Source organism: Psychroserpens sp. S379A (genome assembly GCF_049800755.1).
GTDB lineage: Bacteria > Bacteroidota > Bacteroidia > Flavobacteriales > Flavobacteriaceae > Psychroserpens.
This window is the reverse complement of record NZ_JBNAFQ010000001.1, coordinates 68,285-82,082: the sequence shown is the minus strand read 5'-3', so window position 1 is coordinate 82,082 and position 13,798 is coordinate 68,285. Positions and strand designations below refer to the sequence as shown.

Annotated in this window: 5 protein-coding genes; 2 read left to right on the top strand and 3 right to left on the bottom strand. The window is 34.3% G+C overall.

Annotated features, from left to right (window positions below):
* Positions 1 to 23: 23 nt before the first annotated feature.
* Together ACP15M_RS00310 and gyrA are read right to left on the bottom strand one after the other, a co-directional pair.
* Positions 24 to 1,289, bottom strand: coding sequence for a tetratricopeptide repeat protein (locus ACP15M_RS00310; RefSeq protein WP_425075166.1), 1,266 nt, complete (start codon positions 1,287 to 1,289; stop codon positions 24 to 26).
* A 32-nt stretch (positions 1,290 to 1,321) separates the two neighbouring features.
* Entirely contained in the window at positions 1,322 to 3,871 is a 2,550-nt protein-coding gene (gene gyrA, locus ACP15M_RS00305; protein ID WP_425075165.1) for a DNA gyrase subunit A, read from the bottom strand.
* A 257-nt stretch (positions 3,872 to 4,128) separates the two neighbouring features.
* Here gyrA and ACP15M_RS00300 point away from each other — a divergent pair, with 257 nt between their 5' ends.
* The gene (locus ACP15M_RS00300) at positions 4,129 to 6,678 is read left to right on the top strand and encodes an ATP-dependent Clp protease ATP-binding subunit (protein WP_425076051.1); all 2,550 of its coding nucleotides are present in this window, start codon (positions 4,129 to 4,131) and stop codon (positions 6,676 to 6,678) included.
* An 84-nt stretch (positions 6,679 to 6,762) separates the two neighbouring features.
* Positions 6,763 to 7,131, top strand: coding sequence for a hypothetical protein (locus ACP15M_RS00295; protein ID WP_425075164.1), 369 nt, complete (start codon positions 6,763 to 6,765; stop codon positions 7,129 to 7,131).
* 291 nt (positions 7,132 to 7,422) lie between these two features.
* On the opposite strand, the gene ACP15M_RS00290 is transcribed toward ACP15M_RS00295, so the two are convergent.
* The gene (locus ACP15M_RS00290; protein ID WP_425075163.1) at positions 7,423 to 13,641 is read right to left on the bottom strand and encodes a hypothetical protein; all 6,219 of its coding nucleotides are present in this window, start codon (positions 13,639 to 13,641) and stop codon (positions 7,423 to 7,425) included.
* Positions 13,642 to 13,798 lie beyond the last annotated feature (157 nt).

Here is a 13,798-nt window from a genome sequence, read left to right as displayed (position 1 = left end):
TTTATTGAATAAGTGTATATAAATTATTCTTTAATCTTAGCTTTATACATCTTAGCTTTATCAACATCTCCAATAGCTAAATAGATATTATTTAACTGTTGAAATATAGTATTACTTCCTTTAGGATTGTTATCTAAATATTGAACTAAAATATCAGCACCATTTTTAAATAAATCAACTTTTTGATCTTTCAATTCATCATACCTTTTAAAATCAGCATCAGATGTACCTAAGTTGTTCATTTCTTCTACAAGACCATTACCTTCTTCGATGTAAGTTGTTGAAATATTTAGTGCTGCATCTTGCATTGAAGGATCTAACTCTAAAGCTTTTTTAAATGAATTTCTAGCTGTTTCATATTCTCCTTCTTTCATAGTCATTACACCAATATTATAATGAAGCACAGCATTATCAGGATCTTTCTGTTTAGCCTCTTCCATTAAACTCTTAAATTTATCATCATTCCCCAACTTTAATTCAATATTAGCTTCAGAAATAATTAGAGATACATCATTAGGGTTTTCTGCTCTTGCTTCTTTAATTGCCGCTGTAGCCTTTTCGTCTTCTCCTTTATTAATATATATTAGAGCAATATTTTTAATTATCTCACCAGATTTTGATTCTTTTTTTCGAGATTTAGGGACAATATGACTTCCAGATTTTACAGCAAAATCTCTTAAAGATTTACTATCAAAAGTTTCTGTTTCATTTGATTCTTTATTTATAGCCGTATACTCCATGTCAATTCCAGTATAACCTAAATCTCTAAGTTCTTCATAATATTTTAGAGATGTATCATAATCTTTAGCTGTAACAGCAGTTGAAGCTGCATAATAAAGATATAATGTGTCTTTAGGTGACATTCTATATGCTTTATTAAATCCATTTGACGATAACATATACTGCTTGTTTTTTAAAGCAGAATTAGCATTCGTTAATACTCCTGAAAGGATTTGAGTTTTAATTTCTTCTACATTAGCAGAGTATTTTACCTTTCCTGATTTTGATTCAATATCACTAACCATATTAAAACTCTCAATAGCTTCATCAATTTCTTTGCCAGAGCTTGATCCATTAGCATATAAAGCTTGTCCTTTTAAGAAATAGAATTTTGCTTTGGTCTTATCATCTGTTGAACCGATAAGAGATTCTGCAGATTGAATTGCAGCTTTAGCATCTGCAAAATTGTTGTTTTTAATTGCTTTTTCTGCTGCTTTCAATTCATTTTTTTGAGAAAATGAAAATGCGCTTACTAAAAGAGCTAAAGCAATTACAATTTGTTTTTTCATTATTACTTCGTTTAGTTTAGTGTTAATTATTGTTATTCTTCTTCGTTAATATCAATAGTTGTGCCATCTTCATTAAGATTTTGAATATCAGCACTATCTTGATTTAATTCTTCCTCTTCTTCATCTTTCATGACTTTAGCAACAGCAGCAATTGAATCACTTCCTTTGAGATTAATTAACTTAACACCTTGTGTTGCACGTCCCATCACTCTTAAATCATTTACTGCCATTCTAATTGCTATACCAGATTTATTAATAATCATTAAATCATCATCATCTGTAACCGATTTGATAGCTACTAAATGTCCTGTCTTTTCAGTAATTGAAATGGTTTTCACGCCTTTTCCTCCACGATTTGTAATTCTGTAAACCGCTTCTCCATCTTCAGGATCATCTATATAAGTTCGTTTTCCGTATCCTTTTTCTGAAACCACTAAAACAGATTCTTCCTGCGGATTTTCAACAGCAACCATACCAATAACTTCATCCTTATCATTTGCTAGTTTAATTCCTCTAACTCCAGAAGCATTTCTTCCCATTGGACGAGTTTTGGCTTCTTCAAATCTAATGGCTTTACCAGATTTAAGCGCTAGCATTACTTGACTGTTTCCAGTAGTTAATTTTGCTTCTAGTAATTCGTCGTCTTCTTTAATTGTAATGGCATTAATTCCGTTGGTTCTCGGACGAGAATATTGCTCTAAAGACGTTTTCTTAACCTGACCATTTTTAGTTGCCATAATCACATAGTGATTGTTAATGTAATCTTCGTCTTTTAAATCTTGTGTACAAATGAATGCCATTACCTTATCATCTTGCTCAATATTGATAAGGTTTTGAATGGCTCTTCCTTTTGAAGTCTTACTTCCTTCTGGAATTTCATACACTCGCATCCAGAAACATTTTCCTTTTTGTGTAAAGAATAGCATGTATTGGTGATTGGTTCCAACAAATAAATGCTCTAAGAAATCCTCATTACGCGTCGTAGATGCTTTTTGACCAACACCTCCTCTATTTTGAGTTTTGTATTCTGTAAGTGATGTTCTTTTAATATAACCAGCATGAGAAATGGTAATCACTACTTGTTCATCTGGAATCATATCTTCAATACTCAAATCTCCTCCAGCATATTCTATTAACGAACGACGCTCATCACCATATTTATCTTTTACTACTAAAAGCTCGTCTTTAATGATATCCATTCGACGTTCCTTTTTATCAAGAATATCTTTTAAATCTTCAATCGTCTTCATTAACTCTTCATATTCAGAACGCAATTTATCTTGCTCTAAACCAGTTAACTGACGCAGACGCATTTCTACGATAGCTTTTGCTTGAATTTCTGAAAGTTTGAAACGCTCTATTAACTTGGCTCTTGCTTCATCAGCATTTGAAGATGCTCTAATAAGTGCTATGACCTCATCAATATTATCTGAAGCAATAATTAAACCTTCTAATATATGTGCTCGTTCTTCAGCTTTACGTAATTCATATTTAGTACGTCTTACAACAACATCATGTCTATGCTCTACAAAATAATGAATCATATCTTTAAGATTCAACAATTGTGGACGACCATTAACTAAGGCAATGTTATTAACGCTAAAAGACGATTGCAATGCTGTGTATTTATACAACATATTTAAAACGATATTAGGAATGGCATCACGCTTTAAAACATAAACAATTCGCATTCCGTTTCTATCCGATTCATCTCTAATTAATGAAATACCATCTATCTTTTTATCATTAATAAGGTCTGCTGTTTTCTTAATCATATCAGCTTTATTCACCTGATATGGAATTTCTGTCACAATAATAGATTCACGTCCTTGAACTTCTTCAATAACTGCTTTACCTCTCATGACAATTCGTCCGCGACCTGTTTTAAAAGCCTCACGAACACCATCGTAGCCATAAATGGTTCCACCTGTTGGAAAATCTGGCGCTTTTACATGTGTAATAAGTTCATCTATTTCAATGTCATTGTTATCGATGTAAGCAATCGTTCCATCAACAACTTCACTTAAATTATGAGGAGGCATATTTGTAGCCATACCAACTGCAATACCAGAAGCTCCATTAACTAAAAGTCCAGGTATACGAGTTGGTAATACTGTAGGTTCCTGTAATGTATCATCAAAATTTAATTTGTGATCTACAGTTTCCTTATCTATATCAGCAAGCATATCTTCAGATATCTTACGCATACGCGCTTCAGTATAACGCATTGCTGCAGGACTATCTCCATCAATAGAACCAAAGTTTCCTTGTCCATCTACTAACATATAACGCAAACTCCATTCTTGAGCCATACGAACCATTGTATCATAAACAGATGTATCACCATGTGGATGGTACTTACCAAGAACTTCTCCAACGATTCTCGCTGATTTTTTATGAGCTGTATTAGATTTAACACCCAATTCATGCATACCATAAAGCACACGTCTGTGAACAGGTTTTAAGCCATCCCTTACATCTGGTAAAGCACGTGACACAATGACTGACATTGAATAGTCAATGTAAGCCGATTTCATTTCATCTTCTATGTTAATAGGAATCAATTTTTCTCCTTCTGCCATATATAAAATTATTAGATTTTTTGTAGGTTTTCAAAACACGCTAAGATAACTAATTTCATAGTGTTTACAGAACTTATATTTTGCTTTTTTGAGATTTTTTATTAACAAAATTTGATGCTTTTTTTTAATAAGTTACATGCCAAATACTTTGAATATGTAAAGTTTTTTTAGTCTATTAGACTAATAATTTATTTTAAGGTATAGTTTTTGCCTTTATATACTTGTTTTTATTATTTTTAATGCAGAAAGAGTTTACTATGGATGATAATTTTTCCCCAAGAGTTAAAGATGTAATTGCGTTTAGCAAAGAAGAAGCTTTGCGCCTAGGTCATGATTTTATAGGTACAGAGCATTTGATGCTAGGCTTACTTAGAGATGGTAGCGGCAAGGCAATTGATATACTAGGAGCTTTAGAAATTGATTTGAATCACTTACGACGAAAAGTAGAAATTTTAAGTCCTGCTAACCCTAACATTACAGTAACTTCAAATGAAAAGAAAAACCTTCATTTGACTAGACAAGCAGAGCGTGCTTTAAAAACTACATTTTTAGAAGCCAAACTTTTTCAAAGCACCTCTATTAATACTGCACACTTATTATTGTGCATTTTAAGAAATGAAAACGATCCAACCACCAAACTTTTAAATAAGTTAAAAGTGGATTATGATAATGTTAAAGAACAATTCAAATTTATGATAACAAACGATGATGATTTTATAGAAGAACCAAAAGCAGAATCTTTTTCTGATGATGAACCTACAGAAGATGATGACTCAAAGCAAAACCCTTTTGGTCAATCAAGTTCAAAATCAACTAAGAAATCTAAAACACCTGTTTTAGATAACTTTGGGAGAGACCTGACTGTGTTAGCAGAAGAAGGTAAACTTGATCCAGTTGTTGGACGAGAAAAGGAAATACAACGTGTTTCTCAAATATTGAGTCGACGCAAAAAAAACAACCCTTTATTAATTGGTGAACCAGGTGTTGGTAAATCTGCTATTGCTGAAGGATTAGCACTTAGAATCGTGAAACGTAAAGTATCACGTATTCTATTCAACAAACGTGTTGTTACACTTGATTTAGCAAGTCTTGTAGCTGGAACGAAATATCGTGGACAGTTTGAAGAACGCATGAAAGCCGTTATGAACGAACTCGAAAAAAATGATGATATTATCCTATTTATAGATGAAATTCACACTATAGTTGGAGCTGGTGGAGCTACTGGAAGTTTAGACGCATCAAATATGTTTAAACCTGCCTTAGCACGTGGAGAAATTCAATGCATCGGAGCAACAACCTTAGATGAATACAGACAATATATAGAGAAAGATGGTGCGTTAGAGCGTCGTTTTCAAAAAGTTATAGTCGAACCAACTACTGTAGAAGAAACTATTGAAATCCTTAATAATATTAAAGGAAAATACGAAGAGCATCATAATGTTGATTATACAGATGAAGCTATTGAAGCCTGTGTAAAATTGACAAATAGATATATGACTGAACGCTTTTTACCAGATAAAGCAATTGATGCTTTAGATGAAGCTGGATCAAGAGTACACATTACTAATATTGATGTTCCGAAACAAATTTTAGAACTCGAAAAAAAACTTGAAAAAGTTAAAGAGACAAAAAATACTGTTGTTAAAAAGCAAAAATATGAAGAAGCTGCTAAACTTAGAGATGATGAAAAGCGTCTTGAAAAAGAATTGGCTGTAGCTCAAGAAAAATGGGAAGAGGAAACCAAACAACATAGAGAAATTGTATCAGAAGACAATGTCGCTGATGTTATTTCAATGATGACTGGAATTCCTGTAAATAGAATTGCCCAAACCGAAAGTAACAAGCTTGCCCAATTACCAGAACTTATAAAAGGTAAAGTTATAGGCCAAGATGAAGCTGTAGCTAAAGTTGTTAAGGCGATTCAGCGTAATCGTGCTGGACTTAAAGATCCAAACAAGCCAATTGGTTCATTTATCTTTTTAGGACAAACAGGTGTTGGTAAAACACAGTTAGCAAAAGTGCTAGCTCGTGAATTATTTGATAGCGAAGAAGCGCTCGTTAGAATAGACATGAGTGAATACATGGAAAAATTTGCTATCTCACGTTTAATTGGAGCACCTCCAGGATATGTTGGTTACGAAGAAGGTGGACAGTTAACTGAAAAGGTAAGACGTAAACCTTATGCTGTTGTGCTTCTAGATGAAATTGAAAAAGCGCATCCAGATGTCTTTAATATGCTTCTGCAAGTGTTAGATGATGGATACCTGACTGATAGTTTAGGTCGTAAAATTGATTTTAGAAATACAATCATTATCATGACGTCTAACATTGGAGCTCGTAAATTAAAAGATTTTGGACAAGGTGTTGGTTTTGGAACTGCTGCAAAAAATGCACAAGCTGATGAAAATAGTCGTAGTATAATTGAAAACGCTCTAAAAAAAGCATTTGCTCCTGAATTCTTAAACAGAATTGATGATGTTATGGTTTTTAATGCCTTAGAAAAAGAAGACATTAATAAAATTATTGATATTGAATTAGCACAACTAATCAAACGTATTAAAGATTTAGGCTATCAACTTGAACTCTCAAATAAAGCTAAAGATTATATAGCAGATAAAGGATTTGATAAGCAATATGGAGCAAGACCTTTAAAACGTGCTATTCAAAAATATATTGAAGATGCTTTAGCAGAAGAGATTATAAACTCTCAAATACAAGAAGGTGATAAAATTATTATGGATATAGATACAAAGTCTAACGAATTGACCATAAAAATTGAAAAACCTAAAAAGCACTCCGAATCATAACTTTTGACACTAAAACTGAATACGTCTTGAAATTTCAAGACGTATTTTTTTTGCTTTCTAGTTTAGGAATTAGTAACTTTAGGTATGACAGATGTTTTAAAATATGATTTTTGTACTATGCATATTTATGATAACCACATGATTGTTATTATAAATGAAGGCGTTACAGTAACTCCTAAGCATAATGAAGTTTTACTTAACGTTGCTGATACATACTACAAGAATAAACCATTTGTATACATCACACATAGACTTAATTCTTACGCTGTAGATCCAGCTGTGTATAGAGAAACTTCAAAAATTGAAAACTTAGCTGGTTTTTGTGTTGTCTCTTCAGATTATAAGGCAAAACGAAATGCTGAAATCGAGAAGCTGTTTTTAAACAAACCTTTTGAAATTTTTGATACTATTGATGAAGCCACTACTTGGGCTAGTCAAGTTGTTGTGCACTAACACTTCATCTCAGCACACATAATTTTATTTTTACAATTAAACAAAGCTAGCTATTGAATGTAATCAACTTTAAATAAGATTTTTTAAATCACAACTTCAGAGCGCACTAGTTTTTTTTATAAGTACTTTAAATGATAACCGTTTTAACGAATAACAGGTAGTACCTCTGTTAATAGATATTTACAATTCTTCTTATCTCAATAACAAAACATTTTACAATTAAAAAAGGCAGCTATTACTAGCTGCCTTTTTTTATTTACCCTTAGGAAGTTTTCCTAATTATTTATGATACTATCTACCTGAAGACACAATCTTCTTAGTAACTGTACCTCTGTTCGTAGTTAACTTCACATAAAGCACTTGACTAGGTGTCTTGGTTAAATCTAACTTAGTTTTATCTGTAGCACCTGAAACATATCTAGTATTAGTTACACTTGTAACTAACAATCCTTTTGTATCAAATAACTCGATAGTCACATCTGTTTTATAACCAAATACATAAGAAATAGTTACTTCATTATCAAATGGTACTGGATACGCTTTAAAGTCAATCTTATCTTCTTTAACTACAGTAGAATAAGTATTGTTTCTAAATACTGGATCACTATTGTTAATTGACCAAGTATAAGTCACATCACATTCAGACGTATTACCACAACCATCATCAGCAATAAATGTACGTACTAAAGTATAGTTTGTAGTGTATGAATATTTAGGACATTCTAAAGTAAATGCTTTATTATGACCATCTTGCTCATCAAAACTCCATGCATTAGGATCACAAGTTTCAAATGCATCTGCACTTGCTGTACCAGCTACAAATGGACCATTACCAAAGTCTTGCATTACTTTATACTCACCATCATTTAAGCTATAAATAACTTCAAAAGTACCATAGCTTGGCAACACGTTTCCATTGTAATCTGTAATTACTCCAGAGTAATATGGATAATCATTTATAGTACCTGTTGGCAGACCACCTAAAGTCAATACGTAACCTGCTTGGAAAGTAAATACATAATCACCTTCATCATAAACAAGTTCTCCTTGATCTTCTGAAATATCAGAATCTACATATACTTCAGTTTCACCAGAACCTTGACAATTATCTGTCCAAGCTGCTTTATCAGCAAACTCTGTTGGAGTTTCTTCAACAAGACCAAAGTCTTCGTCTGCTGGACATTCTAATACTGGTGCAGTTGTATCATTTATAATAAATGTACATACTAATGGATCTACTGATTTATTTCTACAGCTATCAAAAACATCAAAAGTAACAGTAAGTGTCGTAGAACAATCTCCTTTATCTTCTACTAGTCCAATTACTTTGAACGCTAAGTCTTCAACTGCAGTACAGTTATCAGTATAACATCCATAAATTGATCCTATTTCTGAAGCAGGAATTCCAGCTACAGTCCATGGAGTATCAACAGAAATTTCCTGTCCATCAACAAGTGATATACTTGCAGCTTGAGGACATGCTAATCCATCCCATTCATGTGTATTAAGCACCATTACTTCATCTGTACATTCTCCAGTTGACATTGGTCCTTCTGAATCACCACCTTGGTAGTTGATTTTGAATGTTGGATAAGAATTATTACAGTTATCAGAAACTGTGTATTCAAACACTCTAATCCACTCACAATCACTTCCGATAGAAAGCTTTTCTACTTTTAATACATTATCAGCAGTAAGCTCTGCACAGTTATCTGAGAATAATGCTGCAATCTCTTCTTCAGTAGGCTCACCTAAATCAGAATCTTTACAAGCATTAACTGTATTAGATCCCATTGGAATCTCACCTTCTAACTCAGGAGCCATTGTATCTGCACCACTATTTTCAATTACCAAGTTTGGCAATTTATTTCCACAAGTATCTTTAATTTCATACTCGTAAGTAGCAGTCCAACCACAATCATCACCTGCGATGAAAACCTTAAATGGTGTGATTATTACATCTCCACAGTTATCTGTATAAGCTGCTTCAATTTGTGCTAAATCTGGTTCTCCAGGGTTTTCGCTTAAACATTGTAAACCAGTAACACCTTCTGGTAAGTCTCCTACCAATTCTGGTGGTGTATTATCACCTCCATTATGATATATCTTAACTGGTGCTGCAAAGTTTCCACAATCATCTTCAATTGTATATCTGTATAATACAGCCCATAAACAATCTGTATTCTCTTCTGGAGATACAATCGTTAAAGTTGCATTTACATTTCCGCAATTATCAGAGTATAATCCTTCAATATACTCTTCAGTAGGTGGAGCTGGAGCTCCTGATAAACAAGCATCAACATCTGACATACCTTGAGGTAACTCACCAACTAATACTGGAGCCGTTTCATCAATTACTGTAATTGTTTGAGATGCAGTAATTGTTACACCACAAGACTCATAAGAGAAATTAACTTCAAAAGTACCACAGCTTCCATCAAATGGTTCTGCAACTCCTTGAACTTCTCCGTTGATTCCACATGGTCCATCAATACCATTACTATATCCTAAGTATTCTGGAGTATAAGTTGCTAAATCCTCACAAGCAATACTATCATCATCTATTGGATAGAATTCTGGTGCTGGTGCTGGTTTAACTTCAATTACAAATGGTCCTGCACTTAAGTCATTATCACAAATGTCCTTACCTGTGTAAGTTATTGTAATCATTCCTCCACACTGATCGTATTCTTTTACAACATCTGCTTCAATCTCTCCTGAAATCTCACATGCTGTCCCTTCTAAGCCATTGCTGTATGTCGCATTATCAGCCATAAATCCTGCTGCATCTGCACACGCTATGTTACTTGGGAACTGTGGTGCTGTAACCTCTGGTGCTGGTGCTGGATCTACTACTATTGTGTATGGTCCTGCACTTAAGTCATTATCACAAATGTCCTTACCTGTGTAAGTTATTGTAATCATTCCTCCACACTGATCGTATTCTTTTACAACATCTGCTTCAATCTCTCCTGAAATCTCACATGCTGTCCCTTCTAAGCCATTGCTGTATGTCGCATTATCAGCCATAAATCCTGCTGCATCTGCACACGCTATGTTACTTGGGAACTGTGGTGCTGTAACCTCTGGTGCTGGTGCTGGATCTACTACTATTGTGTATGGTCCTGCACTTAGCGGGTTTTGACATGCGTCTACTCCACTATAATTAATTGTGATTGTTCCTCCACACGCATCATAAGATTTTACGACATCTGCTTCGATCTCTCCTGATAATTCACATAATCCACTTAAACCATTTGTATAAGTAGCATTAGCAGCAGAATAGTTCGCTGCATCAGCACAAGCTATATTGCTTGGGAATTCTGGAGTAGTTACTTCAGGTGCTGGAGCTGGTAATACTGTAATTGTTTTTGTGTATTCAATCTCACGACCACAAGCATCAACAAATTTCCAATCCACATATAGTGTACCACCACAAGCATCATAGCTTCCACTTAACACTCCTGGAACTGAACCATTGATACCACATGTCCCTTCTAAACCATTTGAGTAATCTAAATCATTAACAATATAATCGTCTGCTAAATCACAAGCAACTTCAATACTTGGTGACGGGTTAATAAACTCAGCCATTGGAGCTGGATCTACAGTAATCGTTTGTGAAGCACTTAATAAGTTACCACAAATATCTTCTCCATCCCATGTTACTGTGATTGTTCCACCACACTCATCAAAATTATTAGTTTGAACTGGTTCTAAAGAACCTGAAATATTACAATCTCCATCTAATCCATTTGAATAGTTCAATGGTTCTGCTAGATATCCATCAGCAGCAGAACAGCTTAAATTAAAATCTTCAACTACATCTAAAGTTGGAGCTGGAGCTGGAGTAACTTTTAATTGTTTTCTTGCTGTAATTGTTCTTCCACACTCATCAGTATAACTCCAATCAACATATAACAATCCTCCACAAGCAGTAAATTCTCCACTTAAAACGCCATCTACTTCACCATTTATTCCGCACTCTCCTTCAATTCCATTAGAGTATCCTAATGAACCTGCTTGGTAGTTTGCTGCTTCTGAACAAGTAATGTCTTCATGTTCTTCAACATCAAAACTTGCCTCTGGCGCTGGATCAACATCTATATCAAATGGACCAGCACTTAATGGACGACCACATTCATCTTCACCATTGTATGTAACAGTGATTTTTCCACCACATAAATCATATTCTTTTACAATGCTAGCTTCTAATGATCCTGAAATCTCACAAGCATCTGATAAACCATTTGTATATGTTGCATCAACTACATCAAATCCTGCTGCATCTGAACATGCAATATTTGATGGGAACTCTGGTGTAGAAACTACCGCTTCAGGCGCTGGATCTACATCAATATCAAATGGACCAGCACTTAATGGACGACCACATTCATCTTCGCCATTATATGTAACAGTGATTTTTCCACCGCAAGAATCGTACTCTTTTACGATATTAGCTTCTAATGATCCTGAAATCTCACAAGCATCTAATCCTCCATTTGTATATGTTGCATCAGCTGCATCAAATCCTGCTGCATCTGAACATGCAATATTTGACGGGAATTCTGGTGTAGAAACCACTGCTTCAGGTGCTGGTAAAACATTAATGTCTACACTAGCACTTAGTGGGTTTTCACATTCATCTTGACCATTCCAAGTGATTGTAATTGTTCCACCACATGAATCAAAATTATTTGTTTGAACTGGTTCTACTGAACCACTGATATTACATTCTCCTTCTAAACCATTTGAATAGTTTAATGCTGCAGCTACGTATGTACTTGCATCTGCACATGATAATTCAGACTCTACATCTATAGCATCAAACACTGGCGCTGGTGCTGGTAATACTGTAATGTCTAATGTTGCATTTAATGGATTTCCGCATGAATCTTCTCCAACATAATCTACAAGGATTTTCCCTCCACAAGCATCAAACTGATTCTTTTGAAGTGGCTCTACCGAACCATTGATTCCACAATCACCTTCTAAACCATTTGAATATCCTAATGGAGCTGCTACATAAGCTGCTGCATCTGCACAACTTAATTCAAAGTTCTCAACTACATCTAATGTTGCAGCTGGTGCAGGTGAAACTGTGTAAAGTTTTTCTGCATTTATAGTACGTCCACATTCATCTGTGTAAGTCCAATTTACAACAATTTCTCCACCACAAAGTGTGAAATTAGGTGTTGCAGTTCCTGGAACTGATCCTTGAATTGAACAAGCACTCTTTGAGATACCATTACTGTATAATAAATCCTCAGCTTGGAATGCAAAAGCTTCTTCACATGAAATGGTTTCAGGTGAAACTGGCTCAAATTCAGCCATAGGCGCTGGTAAAACTACAATTGTTTGACTTTCAGAAACCATATTGCCACAATCATCTATTGCAGTCCATGTTCTGATTAATTCGCCACCTTCACAAGCTAATCCTAAATTATCATTATTTTCTGTTAAAATTACTTGAATATTATCTTTACAATTATCTGTAGCTGTTACATTAGCTGGTTCTGGAATCTCATCAATACAAGATACTTCTGTATTAGCAGGAACTCCACTTAATACAGGATCTTCTGAGTCTCCACCCATATACTCTATAAAGATTGGCTCAGCAAAATTACCACAATCATCTTGGATGGTATATTGAAATGCTGATAACCATTTACAATCGTCATTACCTTTTTCAGTTGCTAACGTTTTGTTCACGTTTACTGATCCACAATTATCTGAAAATAAAGCTGCAATTTCTGCTTCAGTAGGACCTAAAGGCTTTTCATCATAACATAAATTTAAGCCAGTTTGACCTGTTGGAATTTGAGCTCCTTTATTTAATTGTGGTGCTTGATTATCTCCACCACTATAATTGATATCTAAATCGTCAATCATGTTACCACAAGTATCCATAATTATATACTTGTAATTTGCTGTCCATTCACAATCTGTTCCTTCTGGAGAACCAAATTTCTGAACTACAACTTCACCACAATTGTCTGAATACAATCCTGCTATTTGAGTTACTTTTGGTCCACTTGGAGCTTGGGCTAAACATAAATTCATTCCTGATGCTCCTGTTGGAACTTGCGCTCCATCATTTAATGATGGTGGTGCAATATCTCCTCCAGAATATGTAAACTTAATTTCATCTTCAAAGGCACCACATTTGATATCAAACGCGTATTCAACAGTCCAAGCACAGTCATTTCCTGACATGTTAACAGTTCTGTTAACTTCCACAGGAATATCTCCACATTGGTTTAAATACAAGTTCGCTACATCTGAATCACTTGGACCTGATGGAGCATCAGCTTGACATACATCATAGAAAGTACTTCTTTCTAGGCTTTGTGCATTGATTGTACTTATACTAAACGCAAAAAGCATCATAAAGGCTATCGCCTTTACACTACTCCTTAGTTTAGTATTAAAATCAATGCTACAACACGATAAATTTGTGATAGACTGCCATAATTTGGCGGGACTACCACTTCGGGTAAAATTGCTCATAAACATAACATTTGGTTTTAAATTAAAATTATCTTAACATATTTATTTGTGACAATACTTTATTGCCAGCTAAAAACACAATTTTTCAAATCGTGTTGAAGCTTAAAACTTTGTGATAAACTGTATACAAAAAATACAGTTTACCTGAGTAGAACTC

Excerpts from the sequence above, each read along its gene's own strand:
- ACP15M_RS00310 (WP_425075166.1), bottom strand. The coding sequence starts at position 1,289 with ATGAAAAAACAAATTGTAATTGCTTTAGCTCTTTTAGTAAGCGCATTT.
- gyrA (WP_425075165.1), bottom strand. The coding sequence starts at position 3,871 with ATGGCAGAAGGAGAAAAATTGATTCCTATTAACATAGAAGATGAAATG.
- ACP15M_RS00300 (WP_425076051.1), top strand. The coding sequence starts at position 4,129 with ATGGATGATAATTTTTCCCCAAGAGTTAAAGATGTAATTGCGTTTAGC.
- ACP15M_RS00295 (WP_425075164.1), top strand. The coding sequence starts at position 6,763 with ATGACAGATGTTTTAAAATATGATTTTTGTACTATGCATATTTATGAT.
- ACP15M_RS00290 (WP_425075163.1), bottom strand. The coding sequence starts at position 13,641 with ATGAGCAATTTTACCCGAAGTGGTAGTCCCGCCAAATTATGGCAGTCT.